Raw genomic sequence first — 18486 nt, forward strand, 5'->3', positions numbered from 1 at the left:
CATTAAATTCCATATTTATCGCGGTAGGCCTTTACTGCAGGCAAATAATTGGTTAACTGAGCATTGCTTGATGCGGTTAAGAATGACATCAAGCCGGCTAAGTTAGCAATCGAAATCACCGGCAAGCCAAACTCTTGCTCCACAGCTTGCACGGCAGATTTATCGCCAATCTCAACAGCATTACCCGAACGCTCCATACGATCTAAGGCAATCAATACCGCCGCTGGCTCTGCTCCTGCTTTACGAATCAAATCTACTGACTCTCTGACAGAAGTTCCGGCTGAAATAACGTCATCAATGATGACTACGCGACCTTTAACTGGTGCGCCAACTAAGACACCGCCTTCGCCATGATCCTTAGCTTCTTTGCGGTTGTGCGCATAGGGAACATTGATACCATCATCCGCCAAAGCAATCGCTGTAGCAGCCGCCAAAGTAATTCCTTTGTATGCAGGTCCATACAGCATGTCAAATTGAAGATTAGATTCTTGCAAGGCCTTGGAATAGTAGCGCCCCAACGCACTTAAACGGGCACCATCATTAAATTCACCGGCATTAAAGAAATAAGGTGAGAGTCTTCCTGCTTTAGTTTTAAACTCCCCGAAGGACAAAACCTTTGCCTCTAAGGCAAAACGTATAAAGTTATCTTGATTTGAATTATTTGAGCTCATAGGCCTACATGTTACGCATCATTTCCGCGAACCTCAACGGTATCCGTTCTGCAGTCAAAAAAGGCTTTCTGCCATGGGCTGTGAAGCAAAAAGCCGACTTCATTTGCATGCAAGAGCTCAAGGCCCAGCGCGATGATTTGGAGGATGCCATTCTCAATCCTGATGGAATGCATGCGTACTTCCACCATGCCGAGAAAAAAGGCTACAGCGGCTGCGGTATTTATACCCCTCATACACCAGATGAAGTCCTATATGGCTATGGCAATGAAGAGTTCGATGCAGAGGGTCGCTATGTAGAGGCCCGCTTTAAAGACTTATCAGTCATCTCTGTGTACATGCCCTCAGGCTCTAGCTCTGAGGAGCGACAAGAGGCCAAATACCGCTATCTCGATAGTTTCCTGCCGCATCTCGTTTCATTAAAGAAATCAGGTCGTGAAATCGTTCTCTGCGGCGACGTCAATATTGCCCATCAAGAAATCGACCTGAAGAACTGGAAAGGTAATCTCAAAAATTCTGGATTCCTGCCGGAAGAGCGTGCATGGCTAACCAATCTGTTCAATAAAGTGGGTTACGTGGATGTCTATCGTCAGCTTGAACCTGAAGCAACTGAGACTTGCTACACCTGGTGGAGCAATCGTGGTCAAGCCTACGCAAAGAATGTTGGGTGGCGCATTGACTATCACATCACCACTCCTGGCATTGCGCAAACGGCAAAGAAAACCGCCGTATACAAAGATGAAAAGTTTTCAGATCACGCACCACTCACAGTGGATTACGACTGGAAACTTTAAGCGTCAATAAAGGTCGCCAGGGGAATTACTCCCCTTCTTTTTTGATCTGAACAATCTTGAAATGAATGGTTGCCCAAATTAAGAGTAGGACTGGAGCGCCAATAATAGCGGTGCCGTAGAAGAATGCTTGATAGCCAAAGTTATCAACAAATACACCTGAGAAGCCCGCCAACCATTTGGGTAAAAGCAACATCATCGAGCTAAACAATGCGTACTGGGTTGCTGAGTAACGAATATTGGTGAGCGATGACAAGAAGGCAATAAAGGCTGCGCTGGCAATGCCTGAGCTTAAGTTATCTGCAGAAATTACCCAAATCAGGCCATGCAAATCATGGCCCTGTGTAGCCAACCATGCAAACAATAAATTACTTACTGCAGATAAAACCGCACCCACAAATAAAATTCTCAAGACACCAAAGCGCAGTGTAAGCACACCACCAACAAAGGCGCCGACTAAAGTCATCACTACACCAAACACTTTGCTTACTGTAGCAACCTCATCTTTGGTGTAACCCATGTCTACATAAAATGGATTCGCCATAATGCCCATCACCACATCGCTAATACGGTAGACGGCAATCAAAGACAAAATCAGAACTGCATGCCAGCGATAGCGCGTAATAAATTCTGCAAAAGGCTCAACCAAGGTTTGATACAGCCATGCTTTGGCAGTTCGTACCTTTGCCAGCTCATACTTCACAGGCTCTTTACTTATGAGGGTTGTAATCACACCGACACCTATAGAGGCTGCCATACAGAGATATGCAAATTGCCATGCACTCGCATCATAGCCACTGCCGGTTTCGGCACGAGCAGCCAGCCAGAGAACTCCAGCGCCAGCCCAAATCAAGGCAAGCCTATAACCGGTTTGATAAGTTGCCGCTAAGGCTGCCTGATGGTCGCTATTGGCTGACTCAATACGAAAAGCATCTAATGCGATATCTTGGGTAGCAGAGCCAAAAGCAACCAAGAGCGCGCACCAAACAATGGAGTTCAGTGCGAGCTTGGGGTCCAAAGTTGACATGCCGACAAGACCCAAGATGATGAGTGCCTGCGCAAAGAGAAGCCAACTGCGACGGCGCCCAAACAATGTTGTTAGTAGCGGAATCTGCAGGCGATCTACCAGCGGCGCCCAAACCCACTTAAAGGCATAAATCAAGCCAACCCAGGTTAAGTAGCCAATAGTACTGCGATCAATACCAGCTTCACGCAACCAAAAACTGAGCGTTCCCAGAATAAGCAACAAAGGAAGGCCTGCAGAAAAACCCAAGAACAACATGCGCAAACAAGGCCACTCGAGATAAACCCGAAAGTCTTTTATCCAAGATTGGACCGCGGTTAACACCTTTGTTTTTTATCCTAGGCGCGACGAATTCGGAATAATGCAAGACTGCCAAATAGATTTGGCATCAAAGTCACTTGGCGACCTTCGTGCAAGATGCATTGATCTAACACTTTAAGACCAAGACTAGAAGCTAACTTCTCAAAATCAGCAACAGTCAATACACGCACATTTGGTGTGTTGTACCACTGGTAAGGCAAGCTCTTAGACACCGGCATACGGCCTAAGCCTACGGCCAAACGATGGGACCAGTGACCAAAATTTGGAAAAGAAATGACTGACTCTTTTCCTACACGAACTACTTCGCGCAATATTTTCTCGGTTTGATGAATGGTCTGCAAAGTTTGAGACAACACAACCGTATCAAAGCTATTGTCTTCAAATAGCGCTAAGCCGCCCTCTAAGTCCTGCTGAATAACGTTTAAACCTTTTTGCACGCAAGAGAGTACGCGTGAATCATCTATCTCGACGCCATAAGTATGAACTGGCTTTTGTTTTTGCAAAAACTCTAAGAAGCTACCGTCGCCACACCCAAGATCCAATACTTGGGTATTGGATGCAATCCAGTTGGCTATTGCAGCAAAGTCAGCGCGCTGATTGAAATTATTCATGCCTGAGCCTCGCGCATTTTCTTGAAGTATGCGCGTACCAAATTATGATAACGAGCGTCATCCAGCAAGAAAGCATCATGCCCATGAGGTGCATCAATCTCTGCATAAGTCACTTCGCTTTTATTACTCAGCAAAGACTCCACAATCTCGCGGCTACGATTGGGCGGGAAGCGCCAATCAGTAGAGAAACTAACCACCAAAAACTTAGCCCGCACTTCTGCCAAGGCACGATTAAGGCTGCCATCGTAACGGCGTGCAGGATCAAAATAATCGAGTGCACGGGTAATCAACAAGTAAGTGTTGGCATCAAAGTAAGTTGAAAACTTATCACCCTGATGACGTAAGTAGCTCTCAACTTCAAATTCGACATCAAAGCTAAAGCGATAGTCATTGGATTCACCATTAGGACGCTGCAATTCGCGTCCAAATTTTTCCGCCATATCGTCATCAGATAAATAGGTGATGTGGCCAACCATGCGAGCTAAACGCAACCCACGCTTAGGCACCACGCCATGCTCGTAATAGTTGCCCCCATGAAAATCAGGATCCGACAAAATAGCATTACGTGCCACTTCGTTAAATGCAATATTTTGTGCGCTGAGCTTTGGGGTGGATGCGACTACAACGCAATGCTCTATTCGCCTAGGGAACTGAATGGCCCAAGCCATTGCCTGCATACCGCCCAAACTACCGCCCATCACAGCTGCAAATTTACGAATACCCAGCTTATCTGCCAAGCGCGCCTGAGTGTTCACCCAGTCTTCAACAGTAACCACTGGAAAATCAGCACCATAAGGCTTGCCAGTTGCAGGATTAATGCTCATAGGCCCAGTAGAACCAAAGCATGAACCTAAATTATTTACACCGATTACGAAGAAGTGATTGGTATCAACAGGCTTGCCTGGACCAATCATGTTATCCCACCAACCAATATCGGCAGGATCTTCTGGACTTGGACCGGCTACATGATGTGACGCATTGAGTGCATGACAAACTAGAACAGCATTACTTTTGTCTGCGTTGAGCTTGCCGTAGGTTTCAATGACTAAATCGTAGCCCGATAACACTGCGCCACTCTGCAAAGGCAGGGGCTCGGCAAAGTGAATAGTATTTCTAGAGAGGTGTAGCTCGCTCATTCTGACAGGAGAAGGCGCAAACTAACATCAGAGGCTTCAGTCGGCAGCTTCTTAAATCCGCTACGGGCAAAGCGATACCAACGGCCTAAAACAAAACTCATCAACATGGCAGCACGGATGCTGACTTCTTCTTGGCCTAGCTGCGCCCAGTTACCGCCTTGGGTTTGAGCAATACGCAAGGCTTGCTTAAGAGATGCTTCGACACGATCCAGCACCTGAGTGATGCGCTCTTGCAATCGATCATCTTCTTGTAACAAAGCATCGCCCAATAAAACGCGAGTCATGCCGGGATTCTTTTCAGCGAAGAATAAAAGCATTTGCAAAATGCCACGCGCTTGAGCGAGACCAGATTCTTCTTTTTGATTGATTTGATTGATCAAACCAAAAACTGTTTGCTCAATAAATGAAATCAATCCCTCGAACATCTGCGCCTTGCTGGCGAAATGACGATATAGCGCTGCTTCAGACACTTGAATTTTGGCCGCTAAGGCTGCAGTAGTAACCCGTTCACCTTTTGGGTTTTGCAACATTTCCGCAAGAACCTGCAAGATCTGCAGACGACGCTCGCCCGGCTTGGGGCGCTTGCGCGTCTTACCCGCATCAGCGCTGCTGTCGTTAATATCTGCCGGCTCTAGAGGTTCACGCATGCTTATCTACTTATCTGGAGCGAATCATCGTACCGAACGCTTGCTCGGTCAGAATTTCTAACAATAAAGAATGCTCAATGCGGCCATCAATAATGTGTACTGAGTTAACGCCACTCTTTGCCGCATCTAATGCAGAAGAAATTTTTGGCAACATGCCCCCAGAAATAGTGCCATCAGCGAATAAACCATCAATCTCACGCGCAGTCAGATCAGTCAAGAGAGTGCCGTTTTTATCCATCACGCCAGGGATATTAGTCATCATGACTAATTTCTCTGCATGCAAAATTTCAGCCATCTTGCCTGCCACTAAATCGGCATTGATGTTGTAGGCCTGTCCTTCTTCACTAAATCCAATTGGAGAGATCACCGGAATAAATGCATCGTCTTGCAAGGCTTTGACAACTGCGGGGTTAATGGCTTCAATTTCACCAACAAATCCCAAATCAATTGTGCCGCCAGCAATCTTTTCATCAGCAACCAGCATTTTCTTGGCGCGAATCAGCCCCCCGTCCTTGCCGGTCAAGCCCACTGCCTGGCCACCAAAGTGGTTAATCAACATCACGATGTCTTGCTGCACTTCACCACCCAAAACCCACTCCACCACTTCCATGGTTTCTTCGTCGGTTACCCGCATACCTTGAATAAACGTGCCGGTCTTGCCAATCTTCTTAAGGGCTTCATCAATTTGCGGTCCGCCACCATGCACCACTACTGGATTCATGCCAACAAGTTTTAGCAAAATAACATCACGCGCAAAACTTTCTTTGAGGCGCTCTTCAACCATGGCATTTCCGCCGTACTTAATCACGATCGTTTTACCGTGATATGAACGGATGTAAGGCAAAGCCTCAGCCAGAATCTCCGCCTTCAATAGAGGAGAGATATCGCTAATAGTTGGTAAATGCTTAGTCATTGCTACTTAAAATTTATTCGCCAAATAATTTTTGACGGAGTTCGCGACGCTCTTGAGCCTCAAGAGATAAATTGGCTGTAGGCCTTGCAATTAAACGGTTCAAGCCAATTGGCTCACCAGTTTCTTCGCACCAACCGTAGTCACCAGATTCAATACGCGCCAATGCTTGCTCTACTTTTTTGAGCAACTTACGCTCACGATCGCGTGTACGTAATTCCAAAGCATGCTCTTCTTCAATCGTGGCGCGATCAGCTGGATCTGGAACCAAAATATTTTCACGCAGATGTTCTGTTGTCTCGGATGCATTTTTCAAAATGTCATCCTTAAGAGTCAGTAATTTTTGACGGAAAAAATCCAACTGGGCAGCACTCATGTAGTCTTTTTCGGACATCTTGAGCAATTCAGCTTCCGTTAAGGGCGCACCTTTTGGAGCTTTTGTGCTCGCAGCTTTACTGCTAGCTTTTGCAGCAGTTGCTGTTTTTGTTGCTGTTTTTACCGTCATCTCATTCTTCCTTGGTTTGAAGCATTATTGCCCCATTCTGCCAAACTTTTATAGCCCTCGAATCAATATTTTTGAATATCCATAATATTGACCGTGGCGGCGGATTGTACCCGAATCTTCCTAGGCCAAACATCCTTCAAGCCCAGCCAGTAGGGTGTCTTTAGGCAGGTCGATGCCAATAAACACCATACGGGTTTGCTTGGGTTCCGCACCCCAAGGACCTGCTAAATCGCTGCCCATCATCTGATGAACCCCCTGGAACACCACTTTTCGGGCACTTCCCTTCACATAGAGGACGCCTTTATAGCGCAGCATCTTCTCGCCAAAGACCTCCAAAATGCCGCCAAGGAAGTCTTCCAGCTTTTTATGATCAAAGGGTTTATCACTACGAAAAACAAAGGATTGAATGCGGTCCGTATGGCCTGCATGACCATGGTGATGGTCGTGACTATGATCATGACCACAGGTGCTGTGATCGTGGTCGTGACCGCAATGCTCATGAACGTGGTCATCCTGCTCTAGAAAGTGTGGATCAATATCCAGCTTGGCATTCAGATTGAAGCCCTTAAGATCCAGAACAGCATTGAGTGGCACTATGCCCTTAGATATGCCCGCAATAGGCGCTCTCGGGTTCATATGCATCAGGCGGTTACGTAAAGCATCTACTTCGCCAGGGGTAACTAAATCTGTCTTAGTAATAAAGATTTGATCTGCAAAGCCCACTTGGCGCTGAGCTTCTTCATGCTCATTGAGCTGCTGCTGACCGTGCTTTGCATCCACCAGAGTAACTACAGCGTCTAAAACATAGTGATCGGCAACGTCATCGTCCATAAAGAAAGTCTGGGCTACGGGCCCAGGATTAGCAACGCCCGTGGTTTCAATCACAACACGATCAAAACTAATTTTTTTATCCTTGCGTTGCTCCCAGAGCTCATTTAGTGCTTCAACGAGATCACCACGAATGGTGCAGCAAATACAGCCATTGCTCATCTGCACAATATTCTCTTGGTTGTCTTGAACCAAGATGTCGTTATCAATATTTTCTTCGCCGAACTCATTCTCGATCACGGCAATTTTCTTGCCATGCTCTTCAGTCAGAATATGTTTGAGCAAAGTAGTTTTGCCGCTTCCTAAGAAGCCGGTCAAAATGGTTACCGGAATTAATGCCATGGATGATCCAATCAAAATCTAAAAACTATCGTTTCCCAAGGCGGGAAACCTTCTATCTTACCGAGTTCCTCAGCCTTTGCCAGCCTTTGCGCGTGGATGCGCTTTATCGTATGCCTGAGCAAGGTGTTGAAAATCCAGCGAGGTATAAATCTGGGTACTAGCAATGCTGGCATGCCCCAACATCTCCTGAACGGCCCGCAAATCTTGAGAAGACTGCAGCACATGGCTTGCAAAGCTATGTCGCATCATATGGGGATGCACATGCGTTGGTAAGCCGGCGCGCATAGCCAAGGTGCGTAAGCGCGCCTGCACAGTGCGAGGTGAAAGACGCTTGCCAGTCGCCGACAGAAACAATCCAATAGATTCTTCGGCGTAGTTGCCGGCATTGCGCAACTCACGCCATGCAGCAAGAGATTTCATGGCCGGCTCGCCAACAGGGACTGAGCGTCGTTTACCGCCCTTGCCTAAAACAGTCACTTCGGCAGCATCCCAATCCAACCAACCCGCAGACTCATGCTGACGATCCTTACTTTGCATCACATCAATTCCCAGCAGCTCCGAGAGACGCAAGCCAGATGAATAGAGCAAATCAATAATCGCTGCGTCACGAATCGATTCCAAATCTTTTTTCTCTTCAGCCTCTTTGACAGCTTGATTAACCAGGGCAAGAGCCTGCTCAACAGATAGCGCCTTGGGCAGCGACTTCAGGCGCTTTGGCGCCTTCACATCATCAACAGGGTTAGCAGCCAAAGTGCTAGTTACTTTTCCAGCACGCACATCACGCCTGGCATCTTTTTCGCTGAGCCAGTCGTACCAACCGCGCCATGCAGAAAGCGCCCTCGCAATACTTCTTGAAGATTTTCCTTTGGAATGCAAGCGCCCAGCCCAACGACGCACATGGCCGTTGCTAACCTTTAATAATTCGATAGCATCTTCTTGAGCGAAATTTTGTAGATCGCTTAAATCCATGCCATACGCTTTGAGCGTATGTGGCGAGAGTTGGCGCAACACATGCAACTCATGCAAATACTCTTGCATGAGGGGATGAAGATCAGTCGCCTTTAATTTCATAAGCCTGGATGCGATCCAAAGCTGAAGCGGTTAATTCAGCGATCTGGCGCAAATAGAATGCGCCCATATCGGCAGTAAAACGTGATTCGTCTTTACTTGCCAGCAATAACACTGCTGGCGATTGATTTGCGCCTATGCTCTTGCCCAGCGGCAAACCAATAGCCACCATACTTTGCCATTCAGGATCAATAATTGTTTGGCTTGCTAATAGGTCTACGCTGGCAGCAGCCAACTCTTTTGCAGAACCGCACAAAGGAGTGTCAACCCAGGGACCAAAAGCAGAATTCGGCGAAAGTAATTGCGCAGACTCCACCTCAAACACCTCGGCAAGACCGGAAGTAATGGCAGCTTCTACATCGTCTTTATTGTTTGCTTTCATTAAGCGCAGCAACCAAGCTACCAAACTTTGTTGCGTTTTATCGTTACGACTACCAAAGTGCAACATCTCACTTAAGCGACGATTGAGTTCTTGATTCTGTGTACGCAATACCGTCATCTGACGCTCTTGCAATGAGATCGCACGATCTTCATGTGGATGCTTAATCCGAATCTCATTGAAGAGATCAGCGTAGCGCTCAAAAAAGCCTGGTGTTACTCGTAACCATTCAGCAACCAATTCTTCTTGCTCGGCTTGCTTTGGATCGATTGCGCTCATGAATTTCTTTCTTTAATTGCTTCTTTAATTACTTGTTTTTAGACTTAGTTAGCCAAGCTTCTTACGTAATAGCTCGTTTACCTGACCTGGATTAGCCTTGCCTTGGGAGGCTTTCATAATCTGACCCACGAGTGCATTGAACGCCTTTTCCTTGCCGGCACGGAACTCTTCAACAGACTTCTGGTTAGCGGCTAATACTTGATCGATGATGGCTTCAATGGCGCCGCTATCACTAATCTGCTTCAATCCTTTGGCGTCAATCACCTGATCAACCGTGCCAATGGCTTTACCTGCTATAGCCTCTTCCCAAAGAATAGCAAAGATGTCTTTAGCAATCTTGTTAGAAATTGTGCCGTCAGCTACACGGGTCAACAATGGCGCTAAATGCTCCGCCTTTAATGGTGCATCTGCTGTTGCAATGCCCGCACGATTTAAGGACGAGGCGAACTCGCCCGCAATTAAATTCGCTGCCGCTTTAGCTAAAGGCTTACCAACAATTACTAGCAGCTCTTCAAATACTTTTGCAGTGTCACGATCTTGAGTGAGCAACTGCGCATCGTATGCGCTCAATCCAAACTCGCTTTGCCACTGCTCACGCAATTGCGCAGGTAGCGCAGGCATCTTGCTACGTACATCCGCAATCCATGCGTCATCAATAACTACCGGCAATAAATCGGGATCTGGGAAGTAGCGATAGTCGTTAGCGTCTTCCTTGCTACGCATGCTGCGTGTTTCACCACGATCAGGATCGTACAAGCGGGTTTCTTGAACGACAGTGCCGCCATCTTCAATGAGCTCAATTTGACGACGCACTTCGTATTGAATGGCTTCTTCCAAAAAGCGGAAAGAGTTCAAGTTTTTGATCTCACAACGGGTACCAAATTCAGCCTGTCCTTTAGGGCGCACTGAAACGTTGGCATCGCAGCGGAAAGAGCCTTCTTGCATATTGCCGTCACAAACACCAAGCCACACAACCAGGCCATGCAGTGCCTTGGCATAGGCAACCGCTTCTGCGGCACTGCGCATCACTGGCTCAGTCACAATCTCGAGAAGCGGTGTGCCGGCACGGTTCAAGTCGATGCCGCTAGAAGGTTCACCATGAGGCCCGATAAACCCTTCTTCATGGACTGATTTACCAGCATCCTCTTCCATGTGGGCACGAGTGAGTTCAACCACCTTTACTTCATCGCCTACGAGGATTTCAAGATGACCTCCGACAACAACCGGTATATCCATCTGGCTAATTTGATAGCCCTTAGGTAGATCGGGGTAAAAATAGTTCTTGCGAGCAAAGATGCTCGCTGGAGAAATCTTTGCATTTACTGCCAAACCAAAACGAATAGCGTGCTCTACTGCCTGACGATTCAATACTGGCAATACGCCAGGCAGCGCTAAATCCACTGCACATGCTTGAGTATTTGGTTCCGCACCAAATCGCGTACTTGCACCACTAAAAATCTTAGATTGCGTTTTTAACTGCGCGTGGGTCTCAAGACCAATAACGACTTCCCATTGCATCATGCCACCTCACTTGCTGGACGCAAATGCCAATCACTGGCCTGCTGATATTGATGGGCCACCTGCAACAAGCGTGCTTCTGAAAAGTAATTGCCTATGAGTTGCATGCCAATGGGTAGATTGTTTGTATTAAATCCACAAGGAACGCTCATCGCTGGCAAGCCTGCTAAGTTAGTGGAAAGCGTATAAATATCTTCCAAATACATTTGTACCGGATCTTTTGACTTTTCGCCTAAGCGCCAGGCCACATCAGGGGCTACAGGCCCTAGGATGACATCACACTGATTGAATGCCGCTTGAAAATCAGCCGCAATAATGCGACGAATTTTTTGTGCCTGCAAATAGTAAGCGTCGTAGTAACCATGACAAAGAACATACGTTCCAATCATGATGCGGCGCTTCACTTCTGCACCAAAACCTTCGGTGCGTGATTTGGCATACATATCATTGAGATCACGATATTCATTGGCGCGATATCCGTAACGTACGCCATCAAAGCGACTCAAGTTACTCGATGCTTCTGCTGGGGCTAAAACGTAATACACCGGGATAGATAATTTGGTTTTTGGCAAACTTACCTCAACCAATGTGGCGCCCAAATTTTCTAAAAGCGTTGCAGCTTCATTAACGGATTTAGCAACATCAGCCGCTAAACCTTCGGCAAAGAATTCTTTAGGCAAACCAACGCGCAAACCTTCTAATGGTTTTGCAGAATTTGTGTTGCCCTCTTGCCAAGACTGATTCAGGTAACGACCATAGTCTTCACCAGAATCAGCCAAAGAAGTGGAGTCACGTGGATCATGTGAGGACATCGCCGACAAGAGAAGCGCGCAATCTTCAGCCGTCTTGCCCATGGGGCCCGCTTGATCCAGTGAAGAGGCATAGGCAATCATGCCGTAGCGTGACACGCGCCCATAACTAGGCTTAATTCCAGTTAAACCACAAAATGCAGCTGGCTGACGTATTGACCCGCCAGTATCGGTGCCGGTAGCAATAGGGGCTAAGCCAGCGGCAACTGCAGCAGCGGAGCCGCCTGACGAACCACCAGCAACGTGAGCAGAATTCCATGGGTTTAGTACAGGGCCATAGGCAGAGTTTTCATTGGAAGAGCCCATCGCAAATTCGTCCATATTGGTTTTACCCAAACAAACCATGCCAGCACCATGGGGATTGTTTTCATCTGGAATTCCCAGATTGGCAACCACGGTGGCATCAAAAGTACTCTGATATCCAGCCAAGATTTTGGAGGCCGCGGTCGACTTCCAGCCCCGAGTAACGAAGACATCCTTGTGGGCAACGGGGATACCGGTTAACTTGCGAGCTTTACCAGATGAAATTAATTGGTCTGCTTTAGACGCTTGCTCTAAACTTAAGTGAGCATTCACATCAAGATAGGCATTCCACTGTTTTCCAGTCTCAATACGGTCTAAAAAGTACTTCGTTAGCTCAGTACTAGAGACCTCTTTTGCAGCCAGTGCTTTTGCCATTAAGGCGATGGGGGTGTTATGCCAACTCATTCGATCACCCTGGGCACCAAGAAATAGCCTTCATGCTGGGCAGGTGCTGATTGCATGTTTTCGGCGCGATGGTCCGTCTCGGTCACTTGGTCAACGCGCATGGGTTGGGCCAAATCACGCAAAAAGAGGATTGGGTGAGCCAGAGGCTCAAGTCCCGTTGTATCGACAGCCTGCATTTCCTCAACCATGGAAAAAATGGCCTGCAATTGAGGCAAAACTGCTTCGGCTTCTGCCTGATTTAACTCAAGCCTAGAAAGGTGCGCAATGCGCTGGACATCATCAAGTTTCATGGGGCGCTAGAGTATCATTCCTATTTATTTTCATTAACACTTTCTATTTTCCCACTACATCATGTTTGGTATTTTCCGCAGCTACTTTTCCAATGACCTAGCCATCGACCTAGGCACCGCTAACACCTTAATTTATATGCGTGAGCGGGGTATTGTCCTCGATGAGCCCTCTGTTGTGGCAATTCGCCAAGAGGGTGGTCCAAACGGCAAAAAGACCATTTTGGCCGTCGGCAAGGAGGCAAAAGCGATGTTGGGCCGCGTTCCAGGGAATATTGAGGCAATTCGCCCAATGAAAGACGGCGTTATTGCCGACTTCACGATTACCGAACAAATGCTCAAGCAATTTATCAAGCTTGTGCACGAAAGCAAATTATTAAAGCCTAGCCCTCGCATCATCATTTGCGTTCCTTGTGGATCTACTCAAGTTGAGCGTCGTGCGATTCGCGAATCTGCGTTAGGTGCTGGCGCATCACAAGTATTTTTGATTGAAGAACCAATGGCGGCTGCAATTGGTTCTGGCTTGCCAGTTTCTGAAGCTGCTGGTTCGATGGTTGTCGACATCGGCGGCGGCACAACTGAAGTTGGCGTGATGTCATTGGGTGGCATGGTTTACAAAGGCTCTGTTCGCGTTGGTGGCGACAAGTTTGATGAAGCCATCACCAATTACATTCGCCGCAACTACGGCATGTTGATTGGTGAACAAACCGCTGAGTTCATTAAGAAAACAATTGGTTCTGCATTCCCTGGTGCCGAAGTGCGCGAGATGGAAGTAAAAGGTCGCAATCTTTCTGAAGGCATTCCACGTAGCTTCACAGTTACCAGCAATGAAATCCTCGAAGCATTGACTGATCCATTGAATCAAATCGTGACTGCAGTCAAAGCAGCTCTCGAGCAGATTCCACCTGAGTTGGCATCCGACATCGCTGAGCGCGGCATGATGCTCACGGGCGGCGGCGCCTTATTGCGCGACCTCGATCGCCTCTTGTTGGAAGAAACTGGCTTGCCAATTCATGTTGCAGAAGATCCTTTAACTTGCGTGGCTCGTGGTTGCGGTATCGCACTTGAGCGCATGGATAAGTTAGGCGGAGTGTTCTCGCACGAGTAAGCGACATACACGTCGATCAGGGAATTGCAACATAGCGCTCCACCACTTTTCAGACAGGGCATTCCGGCCTTACTTAAACTGATTGTCTGTCTGTCGATCAGCATCGCTCTGATGCTGATCGATTTTCGTTTCAAAGTACTCGATCCAATCCGAAACAACGTCAACTGGATTTTGCGTCCGCTTGAATATGTCATGATGGCGCCGCGCAATCTACTCGAAGCAACATCAGACTATTTCACAACAAGATCTACGCTTGACCAAGAAAACCAAGTCATGAAAGTGCGCCAAGCAGAACTTTCATTACTGGCGAATCAATCTGAATTTTTGATGGTAGAAAACCAAAACTTGCGTGAGCTCATGACTTTGCAAAAGCAAGTGCCATTTAAAACATTGCCAGTTGAAATTCTATTTAACCCTCCCAATCCCATTTCACAGCGAATTGTGATTAATCGCGGCAGTAATGACGGACTCAAACTTGGCAATCCTATTACCAATGACTCAGGCATCCTAGGCCAAGTAGTTCGCCTTTATGAGCGCTCAGCAGAAGTTTCGCTGCTAGAAGATCGTGATTTTGCAGTGCCTGTTCAGGTGGCCCGCAACGGACTTCGCGCCGCCGTCTTTGGCACTGGCCGTGGTAACCCCTTAGAACTGCGCTATCTGCCAGTTGCTAGCGACCTTGAGGTGGGTGATATTTTGCTGACCTCGGGTATTGATGGTGTTTACCCACCAGGATTTGCAGTTGCCGTCATTAGCAAAATTGAGCGCAATCTCGATAAAAATTCTTCAAACGTATTTTGCGTGCCTGTAGCAGCAGTGAATCGCTATCGCCAAGCACTTGCTCTTTTATACGATCCACAGTTCGATGCCAAGGCGCCAATAAATACTAAATCCGCTACAGATGCGCCACTAACCAATACGCCTGGCAGACGTCAAACTCGTGCGCGAGGAATGCAATGATCGATTTCCAGAGCGGCTATATCCTGCGCCCGGTAAATCCGGTCTTCATTTATTTCAGCTTGTTTTGTGCGCTGCTATTAAACCTACTGCCAATTGGTAATTACGGCTGGGTACCCGACTGGTTAATTCTGTGCATCGTGTTTTGGAACATTCATCAACATCGCTATGTGAGCGTGATTACCGCGTTCATTCTTGGCTTGATGATGGATGTACACAATTCAGATTTAATGGGCTTACACGCATTTAGCTACTCGCTAGTTGCTTACGTTGCCATCTCCTGGCATAGACGGATTGTGGCTCTCATGGTGCTCTCACAGGCAATACATCTGCTTCCCATTTTCCTATTGGTATCGCTATTCCCCGTGCTGGCCCATTGGCTACTCAGTGGCGAACTCTATTGGTGGGCTCTTACGAGCGCCATTCAGGCCTTGATTGAAGCGATGCTCTGGCCTTTAGCTACACGGATATTGCTTGCACCACAGCGTCGTCCTATAGATGTTGATCATAATCGACCTCTCTAAGAAGCAAGATGGTTTCTTTTAAAAAGCCGGACCTCGACTCATTCCAAGAGCGCATACATATTGCGATTCTATTTGTCACCCTTTGCTTTTTACTGCTCATTACTCGACTAGTATGGTTGCAACTTGTTAGTCATGGCAAATATGCCCTGTTAGCGGAGAGCAATCGTATTGCGCTAGTTCCCGCTCCTGCGAATCGAGGTCTTTTAATTGATCGCAATGGGATCGTCATTGGCCGAAATTATTCCGCCCTCACTCTGGATGTAAATGCTGAAGAAGTCAAAGGCAATGTTGACGAGTTAATTAATGATCTTTCCGAAATCATTGCTATCTCCCCTCGAGATCGTCGCAATTTCAAGCGATCTCTGGAAGATTCCCGAAATATGGGCACTTTTCCCCTGCGGTCCATGCTCAATGAGACCGAAACAGCCCGATTTATGGCCAATCGCTACCGTTTCCCAGGGGTAGAGATCCGCGCCAGGAGCTTTCGGGAGTACCCATATAACGAATTGGCCTCCCACTTAATTGGCTATATTGGCCGCGTTTCTCAGAAAGATAAGGAACGCATGCAGGCAGAAATTGAGGGCGCCAAAGCAGATGATCCCGATGCTTTACAGACTTCATTTTTGCCAGGCATTCAATATGTCGGCAAGATTGGCTTAGAGCAAAGTTATGAAACTGTTTTGCGCGGTGTACCTGGATACGATCAAGTAGAAATTACTGCGGGCGGCAAACCAGTGCGCTCACTTTCTAGCGCGCCTTCCGTTCCCGGCAAAAACGTAGTGCTCTCCGTTGATATCAAGTTGCAATATTTAGTTGAGCAGCTTTATGGAAATTTCCGCGGTGCATTTGTAGCAATCGAACCAGAGACGGGCGATGTATTAGCATTTGTGTCTAAGCCGAACTTCAATCCAAATGACTTTGTTGAAGGCATTGATTCGGTTACCTGGAAAGAGCTTAATGACTCTCCACAGAAGCCGCTTTACAACCGTCCACTCAAAGGCATCTACCCACCAGGCTCCACTTACAAACCTTTTATGGCCTTAGCAGCTTTAGAAAATAAAAAGCGCACGCCATCACAAACCATTTCTGATCCAGGTTACTTTGATTTTGGTAATCACACCTTCCGCGATGATAAAAAAGGTGGTCACGGCATTGTTGATATGCAAAAGTCTATTGTTGAGTCCTGCGATACTTACTACTACATGCTTGCGCGCGACATGGGCGTAAACATGATGCATGACTTTATGAAGCCATTAGGTTTTGGTCAAATTACCGGCATTGATTTAGAAGGCGAGGCAAGAGGTGTTCTGCCATCCACCGAGTGGAAGAAAAATACTTTTAAAAAACCTGATCAGCAAAAATGGTACGAGGGCGAAACGATTTCATTGGGCATTGGCCAAGGCTATAACGCCTTCACGATTTTGCAACTGGCTCACGCTATGGCCAACGTTGCTAATAACGGCATTGTCATGAAGCCGCACTTAGTGAAAGCAATTGAAGATCCGTTCACTCGCAATAGAGTTCTGACAACACCAAAAGAAAGTTATCGCATTGATCTCAATACTGAGAACATTGAAGTGATTAAAAAAGCCATGCTAGAAGTAAACATCTCAGGAACTTCAGCCGCGGCATTTAAAGGAACCAGTTATCAGGTTGGCGGAAAGACTGGAACTGCTCAAGTCTTTAGTTTGAATTCCAAAGAATATAAACACAGTGCCACTGCAGAATTTTTGCGCGACCATGCTTTGTACATTGCTTTTGCACCAGCGGAGAAGCCAACGATTGTGATCGCAATGGTCGTAGAGAATGCAGGCTTCGGTGCGCAATATGCCGCCCCAATTGCACGTAAAGCATTGGACTTTTACATAGAGGGCAAGTGGCCTAAGGAGATTCCTGAATGGAAAAGAGCCCCTTAATAAAAGTTAAAGGATTTTTCTTTGGTATCTTTGCTGGCTTAGACCGCCAGCTAGGTCTTATTCTGCTTGGCTTGGCGGCCGTTGGCTTTTTTACTTTTTTATCTGCTAGTCAAAATACACCTGTGCAAATTGCGGATGAATTTCGCAATCTCGCACTGTCATTTGTAGTGATGTGGCTTGTCTCTCGCATTCCGCCAAAGTGGTTGGAAATGGGTGCGGTTTGGATCTATGGGCTGGGCGTTGCACTTTTAATTGCAGTAGCTGTATTTGGATTAATTAAAAAGGGCGCGCGTCGTTGGCTCAACATTGGTATTGTGATTCAACCATCTGAAATCATGAAGATTGCAATGCCGCTGATGCTTGCTTGGTACTTTCAAAAACGTGAAGGCATTCAGAAATCTTGGGACTACGGAGTTGCTGCAATCATCTTAGCGATTCCTGTTTTCTTAATTGCTCGCCAACCAGACTTAGGTACTGCGCTGCTTGTTTTTGCCGCGGGGATGTACGTCATTATTCTTGCAGGGCTTCCCTGGAAGTGGATCCTCCCGTTTGTAGGGCTAGGCGTTATTGGCATTTTGTTAATTATTATTTTTGGCAGCACCATCTGTGCACATGATGTAGTTTGGCCACTTGTACACAATTATCAAAAACATCGCGTTTGCACTTTGCTAGACCCAACCAGTGATCCACTTGGAAAAGGTTTTCATACCATTCAATCGATGATTGCGATTGGTTCCGGAGGTTTCTTTGGTAAAGGTTGGTTTCAAGGAACTCAGGCGCATTTGGAATTCATTCCAGAAAAACATACTGACTTCGTGTTTGCTGTTTTCTCTGAAGAGTTTGGCCTATTGGGCAACTTAGTATTGCTTGCGCTTTTCTTCGCCCTCATTAAAAGAGGGCTCGCCATCTCTGCAAGCGCACCAAATTTATTTACAAGACTTTTAGGTGCTGCCGTAACTTTGATTTTCTTTACCTATGCTTTTGTGAATATCGGCATGGTGAGCGGCCTATTGCCAGTCGTTGGGGTGCCGCTACCATTTATTAGCTATGGTGGCACTGCACTAGTGACCTTAGGATTTGGTGCGGGCATATTGATGAGCATTCATCGTCACCGCCGTTTAGTGCCAAGCTAAATGTAAATGACTTTATAAGT

The 18486-nt window shown here is 46.9% G+C and carries 19 protein-coding genes; 6 read left to right on the top strand and 13 right to left on the bottom strand.

Annotation, left to right across the window (positions count from 1 at the left end; genetic code table 11):
- Positions 1–2 precede the first annotated feature (2 nt).
- Positions 3–671: an orotate phosphoribosyltransferase gene (pyrE, locus tag ICW03_RS11245; protein WP_215348092.1), complete on the bottom strand. Its 669-nt coding sequence runs from the start codon at positions 669–671 to the stop codon at positions 3–5.
- 8 nt (positions 672–679) lie between these two features.
- Here pyrE and ICW03_RS11250 point away from each other — a divergent pair, with 8 nt between their 5' ends.
- Positions 680–1462 (top strand): exodeoxyribonuclease III, encoded by a 783-nt coding sequence (locus tag ICW03_RS11250; RefSeq protein WP_215348093.1) that lies wholly within the window; start codon positions 680–682, stop codon positions 1460–1462.
- A gap of 25 nt (positions 1463–1487) precedes the next feature.
- On the opposite strand, the gene ICW03_RS11255 is transcribed toward ICW03_RS11250, so the two are convergent.
- The 12 genes from ICW03_RS11255 to gatC form a co-directional block, all read right to left on the bottom strand.
- Positions 1488–2807 carry an MFS transporter gene (locus ICW03_RS11255; protein WP_215348094.1) on the bottom strand — a complete coding sequence of 440 codons (1320 nt, stop codon included), beginning with the start codon at positions 2805–2807 and terminating at the stop codon, positions 1488–1490.
- A 14-nt stretch (positions 2808–2821) separates the two neighbouring features.
- Entirely contained in the window at positions 2822–3415 is a 594-nt protein-coding gene (gene metW, locus ICW03_RS11260; protein WP_215348095.1) for a methionine biosynthesis protein MetW, read from the bottom strand.
- Positions 3412–4551, bottom strand: coding sequence for a homoserine O-acetyltransferase (locus ICW03_RS11265; RefSeq protein WP_215348096.1), 1140 nt, complete (start codon positions 4549–4551; stop codon positions 3412–3414). Before ICW03_RS11265 ends, metW begins: the two co-directional genes overlap by 4 nt.
- Entirely contained in the window at positions 4548–5198 is a 651-nt protein-coding gene (gene slmA, locus ICW03_RS11270; RefSeq protein ID WP_215348097.1) for a nucleoid occlusion factor SlmA, read from the bottom strand. Before slmA ends, ICW03_RS11265 begins: the two co-directional genes overlap by 4 nt.
- Positions 5199–5208: 10 nt before the next feature.
- A complete protein-coding gene (argB, locus tag ICW03_RS11275) occupies positions 5209–6111 on the bottom strand; it encodes an acetylglutamate kinase (protein WP_215348098.1) in 903 nt (300 codons plus the stop codon).
- Positions 6112–6124: 13 nt separating this feature from the next.
- Complete coding sequence (dksA, locus tag ICW03_RS11280) at positions 6125–6613, bottom strand: RNA polymerase-binding protein DksA (RefSeq protein ID WP_215348099.1); 489 nt, start codon at positions 6611–6613, stop codon at positions 6125–6127.
- Positions 6614–6733: 120 nt separating this feature from the next.
- Entirely contained in the window at positions 6734–7783 is a 1050-nt protein-coding gene (locus ICW03_RS11285; protein WP_215348100.1) for a GTP-binding protein, read from the bottom strand.
- A 69-nt stretch (positions 7784–7852) separates the two neighbouring features.
- Positions 7853–8854, bottom strand: a complete 1002-nt coding sequence (locus tag ICW03_RS11290; RefSeq protein WP_215348101.1) for a tyrosine recombinase XerC — start codon at positions 8852–8854, stop codon at positions 7853–7855.
- Entirely contained in the window at positions 8835–9509 is a 675-nt protein-coding gene (locus ICW03_RS11295; protein ID WP_215348102.1) for a DUF484 family protein, read from the bottom strand. Before ICW03_RS11295 ends, ICW03_RS11290 begins: the two co-directional genes overlap by 20 nt.
- Positions 9510–9557: 48 nt before the next feature.
- Entirely contained in the window at positions 9558–11030 is a 1473-nt protein-coding gene (gatB, locus tag ICW03_RS11300) for an Asp-tRNA(Asn)/Glu-tRNA(Gln) amidotransferase subunit GatB (protein WP_215348103.1), read from the bottom strand.
- The gene (gene gatA, locus ICW03_RS11305) at positions 11027–12544 is read right to left on the bottom strand and encodes an Asp-tRNA(Asn)/Glu-tRNA(Gln) amidotransferase subunit GatA (protein ID WP_215348104.1); all 1518 of its coding nucleotides are present in this window, start codon (positions 12542–12544) and stop codon (positions 11027–11029) included. Before gatA ends, gatB begins: the two co-directional genes overlap by 4 nt.
- Positions 12541–12834: an Asp-tRNA(Asn)/Glu-tRNA(Gln) amidotransferase subunit GatC gene (gene gatC / locus ICW03_RS11310; protein ID WP_215348105.1), complete on the bottom strand. Its 294-nt coding sequence runs from the start codon at positions 12832–12834 to the stop codon at positions 12541–12543. The genes gatA and gatC overlap by 4 nt, the downstream gene beginning before the upstream one ends.
- Before the next feature lie 61 nt (positions 12835–12895).
- Here gatC and ICW03_RS11315 point away from each other — a divergent pair, with 61 nt between their 5' ends.
- From ICW03_RS11315 to rodA, 5 genes are read left to right on the top strand one after another with little or no spacing between them, the layout of a single operon-like run.
- Complete coding sequence (locus ICW03_RS11315; protein ID WP_215348106.1) at positions 12896–13939, top strand: rod shape-determining protein; 1044 nt, start codon at positions 12896–12898, stop codon at positions 13937–13939.
- Between the two features lie 24 nt (positions 13940–13963).
- Positions 13964–14896, top strand: a complete 933-nt coding sequence (gene mreC, locus ICW03_RS11320; protein WP_215348107.1) for a rod shape-determining protein MreC — start codon at positions 13964–13966, stop codon at positions 14894–14896.
- A complete protein-coding gene (gene mreD / locus ICW03_RS11325; RefSeq protein ID WP_215348108.1) occupies positions 14893–15417 on the top strand; it encodes a rod shape-determining protein MreD in 525 nt (174 codons plus the stop codon). Before mreC ends, mreD begins: the two co-directional genes overlap by 4 nt.
- A gap of 8 nt (positions 15418–15425) precedes the next feature.
- On the top strand, positions 15426–17333 hold the full coding sequence (mrdA, locus tag ICW03_RS11330) for a penicillin-binding protein 2 (RefSeq protein WP_215348109.1): 1908 nt from the start codon (positions 15426–15428) through the stop codon (positions 17331–17333).
- A complete protein-coding gene (rodA, locus tag ICW03_RS11335) occupies positions 17315–18466 on the top strand; it encodes a rod shape-determining protein RodA (protein WP_215348110.1) in 1152 nt (383 codons plus the stop codon). Before mrdA ends, rodA begins: the two co-directional genes overlap by 19 nt.
- The last annotated feature ends 20 nt before the right edge of the window (positions 18467–18486 follow it).

The sequence above is a fragment of the Polynucleobacter sp. MWH-Aus1W21 genome (genome assembly GCF_018687275.1).
In the GTDB taxonomy this organism is placed as follows: domain Bacteria; phylum Pseudomonadota; class Gammaproteobacteria; order Burkholderiales; family Burkholderiaceae; genus Polynucleobacter.